Annotated in this window: 14 protein-coding genes and 1 pseudogene; 7 read left to right on the top strand and 8 right to left on the bottom strand. The window is 70.2% G+C overall.

What is annotated here, in order from left to right; genetic code table 11:
• Positions 1 to 165: 165 nt before the first annotated feature.
• Together ACIBK3_RS08780 and ACIBK3_RS08775 are read left to right on the top strand one after the other, a co-directional pair.
• Complete coding sequence (locus ACIBK3_RS08780) at positions 166 to 1,017, top strand: helix-turn-helix domain-containing protein (RefSeq protein ID WP_399363310.1); 852 nt, start codon at positions 166 to 168, stop codon at positions 1,015 to 1,017.
• A 4-nt stretch (positions 1,018 to 1,021) separates the two neighbouring features.
• On the top strand, positions 1,022 to 1,243 hold the full coding sequence (locus ACIBK3_RS08775; protein ID WP_399363308.1) for a DUF397 domain-containing protein: 222 nt from the start codon (positions 1,022 to 1,024) through the stop codon (positions 1,241 to 1,243).
• A 41-nt stretch (positions 1,244 to 1,284) separates the two neighbouring features.
• Here the strand turns inward: ACIBK3_RS08775 and ACIBK3_RS08770 are convergent, their stop codons facing one another.
• The 5 genes from ACIBK3_RS08770 to ACIBK3_RS08750 form a co-directional block, all read right to left on the bottom strand.
• Entirely contained in the window at positions 1,285 to 3,909 is a 2,625-nt protein-coding gene (locus ACIBK3_RS08770; protein ID WP_399363306.1) for a SpoIIE family protein phosphatase, read from the bottom strand.
• A gap of 296 nt (positions 3,910 to 4,205) precedes the next feature.
• Positions 4,206 to 4,646, bottom strand: a complete 441-nt coding sequence (locus ACIBK3_RS08765; protein ID WP_399363304.1) for an ATP-binding protein — start codon at positions 4,644 to 4,646, stop codon at positions 4,206 to 4,208.
• Between the two features lie 119 nt (positions 4,647 to 4,765).
• Positions 4,766 to 5,176 carry a (deoxy)nucleoside triphosphate pyrophosphohydrolase gene (locus ACIBK3_RS08760; protein ID WP_399363302.1) on the bottom strand — a complete coding sequence of 137 codons (411 nt, stop codon included), beginning with the start codon at positions 5,174 to 5,176 and terminating at the stop codon, positions 4,766 to 4,768.
• Positions 5,177 to 5,265: 89 nt separating this feature from the next.
• The gene (locus ACIBK3_RS08755; RefSeq protein WP_030666307.1) at positions 5,266 to 5,457 is read right to left on the bottom strand and encodes an SPOR domain-containing protein; all 192 of its coding nucleotides are present in this window, start codon (positions 5,455 to 5,457) and stop codon (positions 5,266 to 5,268) included.
• 358 nt (positions 5,458 to 5,815) lie between these two features.
• Positions 5,816 to 6,568: a GntR family transcriptional regulator gene (locus tag ACIBK3_RS08750; RefSeq protein WP_399363300.1), complete on the bottom strand. Its 753-nt coding sequence runs from the start codon at positions 6,566 to 6,568 to the stop codon at positions 5,816 to 5,818.
• 423 nt (positions 6,569 to 6,991) lie between these two features.
• On the opposite strand from ACIBK3_RS08750, the gene ACIBK3_RS08745 reads away from it, so the two are divergent.
• Both ACIBK3_RS08745 and ACIBK3_RS08740 read left to right on the top strand, forming a co-directional pair.
• Entirely contained in the window at positions 6,992 to 7,561 is a 570-nt protein-coding gene (locus ACIBK3_RS08745; protein WP_399363298.1) for a TetR/AcrR family transcriptional regulator, read from the top strand.
• A 364-nt stretch (positions 7,562 to 7,925) separates the two neighbouring features.
• The gene (locus ACIBK3_RS08740) at positions 7,926 to 8,645 is read left to right on the top strand and encodes an SDR family oxidoreductase (RefSeq protein ID WP_399363295.1); all 720 of its coding nucleotides are present in this window, start codon (positions 7,926 to 7,928) and stop codon (positions 8,643 to 8,645) included.
• Between the two features lie 179 nt (positions 8,646 to 8,824).
• Here the strand turns inward: ACIBK3_RS08740 and ACIBK3_RS08735 are convergent, their stop codons facing one another.
• On the bottom strand, positions 8,825 to 9,478 hold the full coding sequence (locus ACIBK3_RS08735) for an NAD(P)H-binding protein (RefSeq protein ID WP_399363293.1): 654 nt from the start codon (positions 9,476 to 9,478) through the stop codon (positions 8,825 to 8,827).
• Positions 9,479 to 9,903: 425 nt separating this feature from the next.
• Here ACIBK3_RS08735 and ACIBK3_RS08730 point away from each other — a divergent pair.
• Positions 9,904 to 9,993, top strand: a pseudogene (locus ACIBK3_RS08730) (LacI family DNA-binding transcriptional regulator); the annotation flags it as partial.
• 139 nt (positions 9,994 to 10,132) lie between these two features.
• On the opposite strand, the gene ACIBK3_RS08725 reads toward ACIBK3_RS08730, so the two are convergent.
• On the bottom strand, positions 10,133 to 10,267 hold the full coding sequence (locus ACIBK3_RS08725) for a hypothetical protein (protein WP_399363291.1): 135 nt from the start codon (positions 10,265 to 10,267) through the stop codon (positions 10,133 to 10,135).
• 62 nt (positions 10,268 to 10,329) lie between these two features.
• Here ACIBK3_RS08725 and ACIBK3_RS08720 point away from each other — a divergent pair, with 62 nt between their 5' ends.
• Positions 10,330 to 13,524 carry an RICIN domain-containing protein gene (locus ACIBK3_RS08720; protein WP_399363289.1) on the top strand — a complete coding sequence of 1,065 codons (3,195 nt, stop codon included), beginning with the start codon at positions 10,330 to 10,332 and terminating at the stop codon, positions 13,522 to 13,524.
• 308 nt (positions 13,525 to 13,832) lie between these two features.
• Positions 13,833 to 15,104, top strand: a complete 1,272-nt coding sequence (locus tag ACIBK3_RS08715; RefSeq protein WP_399363287.1) for an MFS transporter — start codon at positions 13,833 to 13,835, stop codon at positions 15,102 to 15,104.
• A gap of 96 nt (positions 15,105 to 15,200) precedes the next feature.
• Here ACIBK3_RS08715 and ACIBK3_RS08710 read toward each other — a convergent pair whose 3' ends face one another.
• Positions 15,201 to 16,208 carry a LysR family transcriptional regulator gene (locus ACIBK3_RS08710; protein WP_399363285.1) on the bottom strand — a complete coding sequence of 336 codons (1,008 nt, stop codon included), beginning with the start codon at positions 16,206 to 16,208 and terminating at the stop codon, positions 15,201 to 15,203.
• Between the last annotated feature and the right edge of the window lie 80 nt (positions 16,209 to 16,288).

Below are 16,288 nucleotides of genomic sequence, written 5' to 3'. Positions count from 1 at the left end.
CGGCCGTCATGGCAGGGCGGGGCGGTGCGCTTCCGGTCATCCCGGCAATCCGCAGCGTGTGCGTCGCGTCACCGACGGTAGACCTATTCGTTTAAGTCCCGCAAGCTGATCGCGTAACGTGGCCCCCGAACGAGTCGCGCCTCCAGGCGCGTTGGGAGGAGCATCATGGTCTTGAGGAGCGAGCCGACGGCACGTCAGATGCGCTTGGCGGTCGAGCTCCGGAGGCTACGTGACGCGGCAGGCCTCACAACCCGCGATGCGGCGGGGCTGCTCGGGGTGAGCTCCGCGCAGATCAGTCAGATCGAGGCAGCACTCACGGGGGTGAGCGAGAAGCGACTGCGTCGTCTCGCCGCCAACTACGCCTGCGCGGACGACGAGTTGATCGACGCCCTGGTGGCCATGGCTACGGACCGGACCCGCGGTTGGTGGGAGGAGTACCGGGGCGTGCTCCCGTCCGCCTATCTGGACCTCGCCGAACTGGATCACCACGCCACCTTCCGCCACGACGTGGCGGTGATCCACGTGCCGGGGCTCTTCCAGACGGAGGAGTACGCACGGGCCCTCTTCGCCTACATGAACCCGGAGTTCCCCGAGAGCGAGGTGCGGGTCCGGGTGGATCACCGGATGAAACGGAAGGTGGTCATCGAGGGCCCCGACCCCATCCCGTACGAGACCGTGATCCACGAGGCGGCGCTTCGGATCAAGGTGGCCGGACGCGCCGCGTCCCAGGCCCAGCTGAGGCGCATCCTTGAGATGTCCGAGGCGGATCACGTTACCGTTCGGGTCATCCCCTTCGCACTGGATGACTTCGCCGGAGCCGGAAGCGCCATGGTGTACGCCGGCGGCCCGGTCCCCCACCTGGACACAGTGGTACGCGACGGCCCTCACGGCACAGCGTTCATCGACGCCCAAGCCCAACTCGGCCGCTTTCGAACGCTCTTCCGTAGGCTGGAGAAGGTGTCACTCGAACCCGACCGTTCGCGAGACTTCATACACAGGATGGCGAAGGAGCTGTGAGCCCATGGTCACCCCCTGCATCTGGCGGAAGTCGTCCTACTCCGGTGGAGGTGAGGGCAACGACTGCGTCGAGATCGCCGGCTCCCCCACCCACATATCCATCCGCGACTCCAAAACCCCCGCCCGCGCCACCCTCACCTTCCCCACCGGCGCCTTCACCCCCTTCATCGAAGCCCTGAAGACCACCTCGTCAGGGGATGTCCTCGATCCGCTCGCCGCTGGATAGACACTCGCCGACACCCCCCGACACCCCCGGGGCGCCGCCCCTCAGAACAGGCTCAACAACGCCTCCGCCGGATCCGCCACCCCGTTCTCCCCGTCCGGCAGCGGCAGTTCGAACCAGACCGTCTTGCCGCGCGGCGTCCGGCGGGAGCCCCAGGCCGCGCTCAGCAGGCCGACCAGTTGCAGGCCCCGGCCGCCCTCGTCGGTGTCGCGGGCGCGGCGGCGGCGGGGCTGGACCAGGCCGGAGTCCCAGACCTCGCAGACCAGGGTGTGGTCCAGGAGCAGCCGCAGCCTGATCTCGCCCTCGCCGTACCGCAGCGCGTTCGTCACCAGTTCGCTGACGAGCAACTCCGTGGTGTCGACCAGGGGTTCGAGGTCCCACGAGAGCAGCTGGCCGCGGGCGTACTCGCGGGCCTTACCCACGCTGCGTGGTTCGCGCGGCAGGGTCCAGTCGCCGACCGAGCCCGCGGGCAGGCCCTGGACACGGGCCATCAGCAGGGCGATGTCGTCCTCGCCGTGGTGGGTGTCGAGGGTGTTGAGGACGTGGTCGCAGACGTCCTCCAGGGGGGCGGAGGGGTCGGTGAGGGCGCCGACGAACGCCTGGAGGCCCTCGTCGAGGGGGTGGTCGCGGCTTTCGACCAGTCCATCCGTGTAGAGCGCGAGCAGGGCGCCCTCGGGGAGTTCGACCTCGACCTCCTCGAAGGGTTCGCCGCCGACGCCGAGCGGCATGCCCGGCGGTACGTCGAGCATCAGGGCCGACTCGCCGGGTTCGACCAGGACGGGCGGGAGGTGGCCCGCGTTGGCGAAGGTGCAGCGACGCGTCACCGAGTCGTAGACCGCGTACACGCAGGTTGCCAAGTACACCTCGGACAGGTCGGCCTCGCGGGGGCGGCGGGCGGCGCGGGTGGCCTGCTGGACGCCGCCGGGTGCCCCGAGTCCGCGGGCGATCTCGTCCAGTGCCGAGAGGACCTCGGCCGGTTCGAGGTCGAGCAGGGCCAGGGTGCGGACGGCCGAGCGGAGTTCGCCCATCGCGACCGCCGCCCTGAGGCCGCGGCCCATCACGTCACCGACCACCAGGGCCGTACGGTGGCCCGGCAGTTCGATGACGTCGAACCAGTCGCCGCCGACCTCGCTCGGCCGGTCGGCGGAGGAGTTGCCGGGCAGGTAGCGGCAGGCGATGTCGAGGCCGGAGGCGACCGGGTCGCCGGGCGGGAGCAGGGACCGCTGCAGTATCAGCGCCCGCTCGTGCTCGCGCCGGTACAGCCGGGCGTTGTCGATGCACACGGCCGCGCGCGCCGCCAACTCGACCGCCAGGTCCCGGTCCCGGTCGCCGAAGGGCTCGCTGCCCTTGGTCCGGGCGAACTGCGCCAGGCCCACCACGGTGTCGTGGGCGACCATCGGCACCGCGATCGTGGACTGGACGAGGCCGCCCTCCTCGGCGGGGACGATCCGCGGGCGCGCGGTGCGCAGGGCGTCCGCGCAGGGCGAGTTGAACGGGTAGTGGTGGACCGCGCCGACCTCGACGGACTTGCCGGAACCGGCGAAGGGCGCGTCGGAGACCGCGCTGGCGAAGGCGACCCGGCGCAGTTCCGCGCTGCCGTCGGCGAGCCCGGGCGGAGTCTCGTCGCCGGCCAGCAGACCTTGGTAGAGGTCGACGGTGGCGAGGTCGCAGAAGCCGGGGACGACGACGTCGAGGAGTTCGCGGGCGGTGGTCTCCAGGTCGAGGGAGTTCCCTATGCGGGCGCCGGCCTCGTTCAGGAGGGCGAGATTGCGCCGGGCGGAGGCGGCCTCGCGGGCGGCGGCGCGGCGGGCGGTGATGTCGAGGCCGAGCCAGGCGATGCCGATGGGGCGGCCGGAACCGCTGTGCACCCGGTACAGGTTGACGGACCAGTGGCGGCGCTCGTCGGAGCCCGGCACGAAGCCGGTGACGTGCATGTCCGTGATGGAGTTGCCGGTCTCCAGCACCCGCCGCAGGGTCGCGGCAACCCGTTCGGCCTCGGACCGCTGCAGGTAGTCGTGGACTCCCTTGCCGCGGTGGTCGTCGGGCGTGCCGCCGAAGGTGTTGGCGAACTGCTCGTTGGCGCGGCGGACCCGCAGATCGGTGTCGATGAGCAGGAAACCGAAGGGAGATTGGCCGAAAATGGACTGCGAGGCGGCAAGGTCGGTCTCGATGCTGCGCAGGGTGCGCACGTCGACGACGATGCAGACGGCGGCCTTCTCCGCGTCCTCGGTGCGGGTCGGCATGACGTACACCTCGGCGAGCCCCTGCCGGCCCGCGTCCCCGGGCTCCGCGCCCGGCATCCGGAAGGGCACCACCCCGGTCCACTCCCGGCCGTCGAGGATCTCGGCCATCTTGCGCTGGCCCCGCTCCCGCAGCTCGGGGTCGATGAACGCCTCGATGGGGTCCATGCCGACGGCGTGCTCGGCCGGGATGCCGAAGATCTGCTCGGCGCGCAGGCTCCACTGGTCGACCAGCCCGTCGGGGCCGATGGAGAACGAGGCGACCTTGATGTAGTCGTAGATCGAGCCGGGCGGACTGCTCTGCCACATGGCGTCACCGGGCAGCAACTCGCCCGGCTCGGTCTCTGCCACGGCGTCAGCCGCAGCCCTGAACCTCGCGCCGTCCGACGGGTCCTCGGACTCCGTGGCCTTCGCTGGTATCTCGCTCACGCGAACCGTCCCCTCCAGCTCACCGCGTCCGGCACCGGTCACCGGCGGCGGCTGCCCGCAGTATCCAGCACTACGGCGCCGCACAACACGGTGTTCACGATCACAGCACGTTCCCGACGGTTTTCGGTCCCGGCCGCGACAACACTCCCAGTCTTCTAACCAGCGGGCACGGCATCGAACCACACCCTTCGGCAACCGCTCACCAACCGCTCGACAACCACCACCGGCTTGGACCAGTCCGTCGACGGCGCGGTCACGGACGTACACCTTCTGATCACCCGGCAGGGGGAGTTGCATCATCCCGGGAGGGCGAGTTCGAACCACACCGTCTTGCCCGCGGCACCGGGCCGGGTGCCCCAGCGCTGCGAGGAGCGGGCGACCAGTTGCAGGCCCCGGCCGCTCTCGTCCTCGGGACGGGCGACGCGCGCGCGGGGCGGGTCCGGGAGCGGGTCGGAGACCTCCACCAGCAGCACGCCGTCGAGGCGCGCGGCGCGCGCGGGACGCACCAGCCGTACGCCGATGGGGCCGGTGGCGTGCTGCAGCGAGTTGGTGACCAGTTCGCTGACGAGCAGGGCCGCCAGGTCGGCGAGGCCGTCGAGGTCCCACGCCCGCAGCCGGCCGCGGACAGCCGCACGGGCCGCGCGCACGGCGTCCGGTTCCGCGGGGAAGGTCCACTCGGCGAAGTCGCCGCCCTCGGTGTCGATCACGCCGATCACATCCCCGGCCAGCGAACTCACCCATGCCAGGCTTCGTGGGGTTAATAGGCATATACCCGATATTGAGGGCGGGGTACCGTACTCTCCGGCGCGCTGTGGCACAAACGGTGCGGGGACATCCACCGGCAGTGTCCCGAGGATCAGCGCGCACCGCTGTCGAGGAGCGCGAGCGTCGCGCGCAGGGCGGGCACGTCCTGGTCCAGCCAGTCCACGTCCCACAGTTCCTCGGGAGTGAGCCAGCGCAACGCGTCGTGATCCTGGAGGGGCTCGGGGTCGGCGGAGCCGGGGAGCAGACGAGCGGTCCACACCTGGAGGACGTACGGCGCCTTCAGGGGCCACTGTCCCGGCACGCGGGCGACGGTCTCCGCCGTGACGCCGAGTTCCTCACGCAGTTCGCGTACGAGGGCGGCCTCGGGTGTCTCTCCCGGCTCGACCTTGCCGCCGGGCAGTTCCCAGCGCCCGGCGAGTGCGGGCGGTGCGCTGCGGCGCGCGGCGAGGAGGCGGCCGCCGTCGAAGAGGGCGGCCCCCACCACCACGATCGGTTCCGTCATGCGCCGGAGCCTACGGGAGGTACGCGCACCGGCGCGGGCGTGGGTCGCACAGGGCGGGAATCGGGGCGGGGCCGGACGCGCCCCTGGTCTCAGTCCGCCGAACTGGTTCCGTTCGGACCGATGCGCTCGACCCAGTAGAGCTGTTTGTGGCCACGGCCGTCGAGGCTGTCCGCGATCTTCTGGGCCTCGGCCCGGGTCGCGTACCTGCCCACGCGGTACCGGTTGCCGTTGTCGTCCTGTCGTATGACGAGCCAGGGAAGAGTGATCGTGCTGTCGTTCATCGCGCCCCTCCGCCTCCCGCCCTCGGCCTGCTCCGCGCCTCACCCGTAAAGGAAACCGCGATCCGCATATGCCCGACCCTACGCCCAACCTTCACGCAGCGAACACGGAATTTCACAAAGAGGTACGCAACCAGCCAGGACGGACCACCGCACCAGGGGGCGCACAGAGTCGAACGCGCCCCTGGTCCGCGTCGATGTATCGGGTCAGCGGCATCCGGCACACGCCCGCGCCGACCTGCGAGAACGGCTGGATTCCAACGCCGGGCAACGGGGCTCCGGTTGGGGTTTCGCCGGGGGCAACTGCCAGAAGGGCGTGCGCCGCTCCCGGGGAAACGTGCGCCGCATCACGCCCGGCGCGCTACTTCACCGGCAGGTGGTAGGCGACTTGGTAGCGGTCGGCCGGGATCACCAGGTCGGCCGTCTCCACCGGGCGGCCCGAGGCGTAGTAGGTGCGCCGGACGACCAGGACGACATGGCCGGGGACCCCGCCGAGGGCGAGCAGTTCCTCCGCGAGGCCGGGGCGGGCGCCCACCTCCTCGGTGACGTTGTCCACGACGACGTCGATGGCGGCCATGCGCTCGACCACGCCCATGCCGCCGAGGGGGCCCTCCTCGGGCAGCATCACGGGCGTACGGCCGGTGACGGCGAGCGGCTCCCAGGAGGTGGAGAGCATCATCGCCTCGCCGGCCTCCCGGAACACGTACTTCGTGCGCATCACGCGGTCGCCGGGCCGGATGGCGAGCCTCTCGGCCAGAGCGACGCCCGCCTCGGCCTGCTCGCTGCGGGACTCCCAGGTGCCGCGCGCCTCACCGTCGGCCTGCTCCTGCCGGAAGGGCGTGGCGCCGCCCGCCGGGCGGTATCCCGAGCGGGCGATACGGCGGGGCTCGGGGCGCTCGCGCACATACGTGCCGGAGCCGGAGCGGCCCTCGACCAGCCCCTCGGCCATCAGCACCTTGCGCGCCTCCAGCGCGACGGTGTCCGAGACGCCGTACTCCTGTCGGATTCTGGCCTGCGAGGGAAGGCGGGTGTGCGGTGGCAGCGAACCGTCGACGATCTTCTTGCGGAGATCACCCGCGACACGCAGGTAGGCCGGCTGCTCACCGAATGTCACTGGCCGCTCCCATCAGGTTGTACGGACAGCAACAGCGTCGCAACCGTAGGTTGCGCCAGGCAAGCAAAGGCCAGAGAATCACTCGATGTGATGACATGTGGCCGCCGGGGGCTTTACGCAGGCACTTTCTCCCCGCTATAGGGGCCCACCACACGTCGAGACCGGCGTCGCCCGCACCACCGCCCTGATCGCCACCGCGCCGACCGCGTATCCCCGCCGAGGCGAAGCCCGAGAAGGCCGCCGCCCCGGCGTAGCGGACCGCGACTCGTCCAGGGCGGGGCCCTTGCTCGGGGCGACCCGGCGCGGGTCGTCCTGCGGGGACAGGGGGCGCGCACACCATCGGGGCTCGGCGACGGGCGTCTCCCCCACAACCCCGAAAACCGATCGGTTTTTATTTCGGACGGTTCGAGTTAACCTCGCGGTATGACCACCGAAGTGAAGCCAAGCACCAGAGAGCGGCTCCTGGAGGCGGCGGCCACGCTCACCTACCGGGACGGTGTCGGTATCGGCGTCGAGGCGCTGTGCAAGGCGGCGGGGGTGTCGAAGCGCTCCCTCTACCAGTTGTTCGAGAGCAAGGACGAACTGCTTGCGGTGAGCCTGGAGGAGCAGGCCGCCGCCTTCGCGGCGACCCTCCTGCCCCCGGCGGACGATGGCCGCTCACCCCGCGAGCGGATCCTGTACGTCTTCGACAATGTGGAGGCGCAGGCGGGTATGCCCGAGTTCCGAGGCTGTCGGTACCTGGCTGTCCAGATCGAGCTCAAGGACCAGAGTCACCCTGCGAGCCGGGTGGCCCACCGGATCAAGGCGAACCTGACGGGGTTCTTCCGTTCCGAGGCCGAACAGGGCGGCGCGAGCGACCCCGACCTGCTGGCCCGGCAGCTCATCCTGGTCTTCGACGGCGCCAGCGCCCGCGCGGGAATCCAGGCCGACAATCTGACCGGCCTCATCGCACCCACGGTGGCCATCCTGCTCGACGCGGCGGGCATGCGCTGACGCGCCCCGTCTTCGCGCGGACTCGGCGACCGATGCGCTCCGGCGGGTCGATGCCCGTCTCAGCGCTCCCCGGGCGAGACGCGGAGGCGCCCCGAAGCCCCGGCGCCGTAGGGCTCGCACCGTATGGGCGGACGCGTCCGGCACAGGGGGGCCGGCGCTGGTCGGGCCTGAGCCGACCCGCGGGGAGGGAGGCCGGACGCGTCCGGCTCCGGCGACGGCCGGACGTCGACCGTCTGACTACGGAATCAGCCTCGCCCAACGGCACCGCGTCGCGGACTCGGCTTGTCGCTTGAGCTTGCACTTGGAAACCGATCAGTTTACAGTTGGGGAGAAACCGATCAGTTTCCCATTTTCTGGAGTAGTCGTGACAGCAATCAAGGGCGCCAACGTCTTCGTCACCGGAGGCAGCCGCGGCATCGGCAAGGTGCTGGTCGAGGAGCTCTACGCACGCGGTGCCGGCAAGGTCTACGCCACGGCCCGTGACCCGCGCACGGTGACGCACCCCGGTGCCGTTCCGCTGGCGCTCGAGGTCACGGACCCCGCGTCCGTGGCGGCGGCCGCCGAGCAGGCCCAGGACGTCACCATCCTGATCAACAACGCCGGCGCCTCCGTCCGCGCCTCGTACCTCAACTCCCCGATGGAGGACGTGCGCAGGGATCTGGAGACCAACTTCTACGGGCCGCTGCTGATCACCCGGGCCTTCGCGCCGGTCATCGAACGCAACGGCGGGGGCCACATCCTCAACGTCCACTCCGTCCTGTCCTGGCTGGCCGACGGCACGCCCTACGGCGCCTCCAAGGCCGCCCTGTGGTCGCAGACCAACTCCCTGCGCCTGGAGCTGCAGCCGCGCGGCATCGCGGTGACCGGGCTCCACATGGCCTATGTGGACACGGACATGACGTCAGGTGTCGACGCGCCCAAGGCGGACCCCCGTGACATCGCCGTGGCCGCGCTCGACGGCATCGAGGCGGGGTCGCACGAGGTACTGGCCGACGACACCACCCGCTGGGTCAAGTCCCAGCTGTCCGCCGACCTGGACGCCATGTACGCGCAGCTGAAGCAGAGCGATGCCTCTCCGGCGTGAACGCCGGGGCTTCCTCGCAAGAAACAGCTGAAGTGATGCGAGGCATGCCATGGCCGGTGTCCACGTACCGGGCCACCGGCCGGGGCCTGCCTCTTCGACAGGCAATGGTCCCGCCGGGGCAGAGGGCATGTCCGGAGGCTGGTCTCACTCCGCGACCTGCGCGAGGCAACCCAGGCAGGTCACGAGCGGACGTTCGCCCGGACCGCTTCCTCGATGGGTGTCGACCCCGTGTCGAGTTCGAGGATCTGCCGGCCGATCCGCGGCTCGTGGAGCAGTTCAGCGAGGGTGGCGGCGACGTCGTCGCGAGGGATCTGGCCATGGAGCTCTGCCGGCCCGAGGGACACGGTGCCGGTCCCCGGACCGTCGAGAAGGAGTGACGGACGGAGGATCAGCCAATTCAGATCGCTGCGGCTGAGTGCGACGTCCGCGCCCTTCTTCACGGCGAAGTAGTACTCGACCTCGTCCGGGAGATCGCGTTCCCGCCATGATTCCGGAAGCACCGAGACCAGCACGAAGCGCTCCACCCCGGCGAGGCGTGCCGCCTCCATCGCCTTGACGACCCCATCGCCGTCGACGGCCGTCGTGACCTCCCTGCTGCCGCCGTTCGATCCGGCACTGAAGACGATCACGTCTACGTCACCGAATGCCGCCGCGAGCTGCTCCACCGTCATGGCGGAGAGATCGCCGACTCGCGCGTCCACGCCTCGCGCCGCGAGTTCGGCCTGCTGGTCGTCCCGGCGAACCAGCCCGTGGACGACGTCTCCCCGAGAGCGCAGTTTCTGCGCGAGCAGACCGCCGATGCCGCCGGTGACGCCGATGATGAAGACATCCATTTCTGATGCTCCGTTCTCTCGATGCGACTCTTCGACTCCGCCGTAAGCCGACGCCCAAGCGATCAACGCCCCGAGTCCGCTCGGGTGTTCCAGCCCGCGGAGGTCATCGGCCCCCGCGCCCGAGGGCACACCGGTCATCACGAAGATTGCGTTGCCTGCCTGCCGGTGAACGCGTGCGAATCCGGGCGGGGGCGAGGTTCCGATGCCCCCGCACACTGACGTTTCGGGGCCGTTACGAGAAATTCGGATCGATGCGTTGACACCGCCCCGGGCGACCCCTACTTTCACTTCACGCGAACCGGTTCGACGATCGATACCTGAACGGTTCCGCGCCTGGAGTCACCAAACCCATTCAGAGATCGGCATCTGGCCGTCCCCACTTCCGACGGATATCGAATCGGTTCGACAGCTCAGCAAGGAGCTCCGTGCACATCGGTGAGATGGCCGAGCGGGCTGGTGTCTCGCGGAGCACCGTGTCGTACGCGCTCAGCGGCAAGCGTCGCGTCACCGAAGCCGCCGCGGCCTACGGCTACGAGGTGCCGCCTTCTCCGAGTGGTGTGGACAGCGACGGCTTAGGCATCCGCACGAACCCCTGATCCTCCTCCCGCACTCTCCCCCGCACCCGCCGATCCCCGTCCCGGACGGCCGAGCAGCTCACCGCCCGGGCTCGGGGAGCCGGCGACCCACGATCAGGCCCATCCACACCTGTGCCGATCCGAGGGCACGCCTGCCGTGCCCGGCGACCGCCTGCCCGCCGAGGTCCGCGACCGGCCGGCCGGACAGATCCACCACACGTACGGCACAGGGGCCGGCGCAGCGACAACCGACTCCATCCGAAGGGACCTCAGCTCATGCCACGACTCGGGCAAAGACGCTCGACCACGAGACGCCTTCTCCAGGGCATCACCGAGGTGCTGCTCCCGCTGACCGTCATAGCGGGCCTCACCACCGTGATGGCGACGCCGGCCTCCGCCGCCACCCCCACCGTCACCGTCGACCTGGGGGCCGGCACCGGGGCCTTCCGGGGCGGCGCCTCCGGGGCGCTGTACGGCCTGTACGGCCCGGACGTGCCGACCAACAACCTCATCGAGGGGATGGGGCTCCAGACCACCAACACCAAGTACCAGGACGGACAGCAGCACCCCGGCTCGGACGCACTGGAGGTCGCCAAGCCCTTCGTCGACAGCGGCGGCGGGGACATCTTGATCTACATGACGGACGTGTACCGCGCCAACTACGAACGCGAGAGCTACTCGGCCTACCAGGCGACCATGAAGACCCAGGTCGAGCAGGCGATGGCCAGCCCCTACGCGAGCCACATCGTCTTCGTGCCCTACAACGAGCCCGACATAGGCTGGTTCAGCGGCATGCGCACCAACTCGTCGACTCTGGCCGCCTTCAACTCGGAGTGGCGCCAGACCTACAACTTCATCAAGGGCATCTGGCCCGCGGCACGACTGGCAGGACCCAACCTCACCAGCTACAACTCCTTCGCCTACAGCGGCTTCCTCAGCTACTGCAAGGCCAACAACTGCCTGCCCGACGTCACGACCTGGCACACCCTGGGCAGCCCGGCGGACGTCCGCAGCACCGTCGACGCCTACCGCGCGGCGGAGACCGCCGCGGGGATCACCTCCCCGATCACCGTCAACCTCAACGAGTACGCCCACCGCTACCACCTGACCGACCCCGGCCAGATGGTCCAGTGGATCGCGGCCATCGAGGACAAGAAGGTCGACGGCAACCTGCCGTACTGGAACATCAACGGCAACCTCGGCGACTCCGCCGCGGCGCAGAACACGCCCAACGCCCAGTGGTGGCTGTACAACTGGTACAGCTCCATGAGCGGCGGGAACACCGTCAAGGTCACCGGCGCCGCGTCCAACGCCGCGTACACCCTCCAGGGCCTGGCGAGCCTCGACACGGCCAAGAAGCAGGCCCGCGTCATCCTCGCCGGCGGCGGCACCAGCGGTGCCTCCGACACGGTCATCAAGAACATCGACCCCGCCGTCTTCGGCAGCACCGTGCACGTCAGCGTGTTCCAGGACCGCTGGAGCGGCTACCTCGGCGCGGCGGCCACCCCGACCCGGCTCTCCGACGCCGACGTCGCCGTGGGCTCCGACGGCTCGATCACGGTCCCCATCACCCTCGACGCGATGTCCGCGTACCAGGTGATCGTCTCCCCGGGCGGCACCGGCAGCACCACCGCGTCCGACAGCACGTGGCGGGCGACGTACGAGGCCGAGAACGCCACGCTGAGCGGCAGCGGCTACAACATCAACACCGAGGGCACCACCGGCAGCGTCGGCAAGTTCGCCACCTCCGGCACCAAGGACGTCGGAGGCCTGCGCACCGGCTCGACCACGGTGATCTCCTTCCCCGTCTCCGTCCCCACCACCGGCGACTACGACCTGTCGGTCTTCGGCAACAGCTACGCCAAGGACGCCGACGTCAAGGGCCCGACCAACGTGTACGCGCGGGTCGACGGCGGCGCCTCGACCAGGATCGACATACCGGTGGGCTTCCAGTGGGTGGTGTGGGGGCACAGCGACACCATCGTGCACCTCACCGCGGGCAGCCACACCATCACCCTGGCCACCACCGGCGACAACGGCGCGACCACCGTCGGCGACGCCGTGGTCGACAAGATCGACCTGCAGTACCAGGACGCCGCCGTCCAGGGCACCACGCTCTACGAGGCCGAGCAGGCCGACCTCTCCGACAGCGGCACCGCCGGCTACACCTCCCAGGGCCAGTCCGGCGCGGGCGCGGTGAACCTCACCTCAGGCAAGTCCGCGACGTTCTGGGTCTACTCCGCGCGGGACGGATACGCCGACCTGACGGCCCGCTACCGCAACACCGGCCAGGCCGCCCTCACCGTCAACGGGAAGGCCGTCGCCGACCAGACACTCTCCGGCGCGACGACCGGCGCCTGGTCCACCTCGGCCAACCGGGTCCACCTGAACGGCGGCATCAACAAGGTCAAGGTGACCGGCACCGGCGGCACCCTCGCCCTGGACGACCTGGCCGTCACCCCGTTCAGCGCCACCGACGCCGTCACCACCGACAACGTCACCACCTACCAGGCCGAGAACGGCACCCTCACCGGCACCGCGGTCGCCGACACCGGCTACAGCCAGGCCCACGGCGGTGTCGTCACCGGCATCGGCAACGGAACCGCCAACTCCCTCACCCTCAACGTCAACGCGCCCTCGGCCGGCACCTACGCCATGACCATGCGCTTCGCCAACGCCGAGGAACTGCCCTCCAACCACTACAACCCCGACCTGTACGCCGAGCACGCCGACGTCAGCGTCAACGGCGGTGCCGCCACCCGCGTCAACTTCGCCAGCACCCTGCACTGGAACCAGTTCGAGGACTACACGGTCCCCATGACCCTCGCCAAGGGCGCCAACACCGTCAAGTTCACGGCGTCACAGCTGTACAACTGGGACGGCACCACCATCGGCGTGGTCTACTCCGGCGGCGGCAGCGACATCGGACAGCCCATGCGGTCCAGCTCCGCACCCCACCTCGACCAGGTCTCCTTCGCACCCGCGAGCCTGCACATCGGCGCCTCGTCCGGCTTCTCCTCCACGGCCGTCGCCCAGCACAGCGGGCTCTGCCTCGAAGACCCCGGCAAGTCCACCGCCAACGGCACCCAGTACCAGCAGAACACCTGCGGCACCGGCCAGGAGCAGATCTTCGACTTCCACCCCGTCACCGGGTCATCCGGCGTCTACACCCTTGTCAACCACTACAGCGGCCAGTGCCTGGACGTCTCCAACGCCTCCACCGCCGACGGCGCCGCCGTCATCCAGTGGCCCTGCGGCGGCGCCACCAACCAGCGGTTCACCCTCCGGGCCGTGACCGCGCTCAACAACAGCCACGACTACCAGCTCGTCGCCGTCCACAGCGGCAAATGCGTCGACGTCAGCACCGTCTCCACCGCACCCGGCGCAGCCGTCCACCAATGGACATGCGACACCGGCAGCACCCTGACCACCAAGAAGAACCAGATCTGGCGGCTCTCCGGCAAGGACTGACCTGACCCGCCGGCGACAACGGCTCATGATGGGGCATCGGACCGCCGGCACAGTCCGGCGGGCCGATGTTCTTCGCGTTCGGGGCCGCCGCCCAGGGGAATCGACATCCACCGTATGGATGGCCCGCTATACGGGATCCGGATCGCTTGAAGGATGGCGAATCGGGCACCGAACCACCCATAGTCGTCCCTACCCCGCACGCCGCTGTCCGGACCAACCGCCGACGTGTGGTCGTCCGCAGCATGCCGTGCGCCGTCGGCGCCCGTGAAAGGCGTGCCCGCTCCCGTACGCCGTCCCCTGGAGTCGACATGCCCGGTTCCGTTCCGCCGCCGTACCCCGCCACGGCCGCCACCGTCCCCGCGTCGCCCGTGACCGTCTCGGGTCCGTCCCATCTGCTGCGTCTGACCCTGCTGATGGCAGGCAGTTGTCTGCCGATCCTGGGCGCGGTGCTGATCGCCCCGGTACTGCCGAAGATGCAGGACCACTTCGCGTCCGTCCCCGGCGCCAAGGCGCTGGTCCCGCTCGCGCTGACCGTTCCGGCGCTGGCGCTGGCGCTGCTGGCGCCGTTCGCCGGGGTGATCGTGGACCGGCTGGGGCGCAAGCGCCTGCTCATCGTGGCCACCCTGCTGTACTCGGTGTTCGGGACCGCCCCGCTGTGGCTGGACTCGCTCGGCGCGATCATCGCCAGCCGTGCCCTCGTCGGTGTCACCGAGGCCGCGATCATGACCTGCTGCACGACGCTGATCGGCGACTACTACTCCGGTCAGCAGCGGGTCAGGTACCTCGCACTGCAGACCATGTGCGCTTCCGCGTCGGCCACCGTCTTCTTCGTGGTCGGCGGTGCGGCCGGATCGGCGGGCTGGCGGGTGCCGTTCTGGGTGTACGCCGTGAGCCTGGTGCTCGCACCGCTGATGGTGTCCGTGCTGCCCGACGCCGGTACCCGCGCCGCCGCCGGCGAGCCCCCGGTCGAGGTGTCCGAGGTCCGACGGCGGTTCCCCTGGCGGCAGTTGGGGGGCGTCTGCGTCCTCACCTTCTTCGGCGCGATCGTCTTCTACACCGTCCCGGTCGAGATGTCGTACCTGCTCGACGACCTCGGGGTGAAGAACACCGGCGTGATCGGCCTGGCCACCGCGATCGCCAGCGCCGCCACCGTGGGCGGCGCGATCACCTTCTCCCGCCTGGGGCGCTCCCCCGAGCCGATGATCCCCGCCGTTCTCGCGGTCTGCGCGGTCGGCTTCGGAGTGATGTTCGTGGCGGGCGACGCGCCGCTGCTGGTTGCCGGAGCGGTGGTCAACTGCGTGGGTACGGGCATGCTGCTGCCCGCCCTGCTGACGAGCGCCATGTCCCGACTGGCCTTCGAGGACCGCGGTCGCGGTACGGGGCTGTGGACGGCGGCCTTCTTCGGGGGTGCGTTCGTGTGCCCGCTGATGCTGCTCGCCGGGGAGTCGGCAGTGGGGAGCCTCGCGGGTGCGGTGGGCGTGCTGGGGGTCGTCACGGCTCTGGTCGCGGGCGGGCTGCTGGCGGCCCGGCGGCGGGCGGGGGCCGTTGACCCGCAGCCGCTGCCGGCACCGTCGGCCTGACGGCTGCTGAAGAGCCGCGCCCCGTCACGGGTCCTCGCACTGTGCCCGCCCGGGTCGCGCGGCCGGCACCACACCTCAGCGCGTTGCCGGACCGGTTCACAGAGCCGGTCCGGCGTCGCCGTTCCCGTTCCCCTCGCCCGTGCCGTTCCCGTTGCCCGTCCCGTTCCCGTTGCCCTTCCTGTTCCCGTTCCCGTTCCCGTTGCCGGTCAGCGTCGCGCCCACCTCCGCCGCCTTCTGGCGCAGCCAGATGTGGGCCGCGTCCTGGGCGTGGACCGGGTGCCACCACAGCGCCTCGCGAACCGGCACCGCCTCGAAGGGGCAGGGCAGGACGCGCACCGCGGCGGAGCGGACCGCTCTGCGGGCCAGGCGTTCCTGGATCATGGCGACCCGGCGGGTGCCCTCGACCATGTGGGGCAGGAGCTGGAAGGTCTGTACGGAGACCTCCACCCGCGGGCTGATGCCGATCATGCTCAGCTGGCGGGCCGCCGGGGCGTCGTAGGGGCGCTGGTAGACCGCCCAGGGCAGCTGCGACAGATGGTCGAGGGTGAGTTCGTCGCCGACCTCGGGGTTGTCGTCGGCGACCATGCACAGCCAGCGGTCCTGGTGGAGGTCGACGACCGGGAAGCCGTCGATGATGCCGTGCGGCATCATCAGCCCGTCCACGGTGCTGAGCACGGTGGCCGTGTTCTCCACGACCGAGGGCGCCGGGTGCTGGAAGGTGAGCCGGATGCCGGGCGCCTCCTGGTGCAGGGTGCGGGCGAGCGCGGCGCCGAACACGGCCGCACCGTAGTCGGAGGCGAGCAGGGTGAACTCGTGGCTCTCGGCGGCCGGATCGAAGTCCGCCTGGCTGGAGAAGACCCGTTCCAGCAGGTCGCACGCGGTGGCGCTGCGGTCGCGCAGGGCGACGCCGAGCGGAGTCAGCTCGTAGGCGTTGCCGGTCCGGGAGAGCAATTCGTCGTCGAAATGGCGGCGCAGCCTGGACAGCGCCGCGCTCATCGCGGGCTGGCTCAGTCCGACGCGCTCGCCGGCTCGGGTGACGTTGCGCTCCTCCAGCAGCGCACGCAGGGCGACGACCAGGTTGAGGTCGAGTCGGGACAGGTTCACCGGGCACCACCTGAGGAAGTCAATGTCATCCGTGATGTGGATACGGCACATCCACAGGATTGATTTCCGTGATCAGCCGT

Source organism: Streptomyces sp. NPDC050287 (assembly GCF_044459385.1).
GTDB lineage: Bacteria > Actinomycetota > Actinomycetes > Streptomycetales > Streptomycetaceae > Streptomyces.
This window is presented reverse-complemented; position numbering and strand designations above follow the sequence as displayed.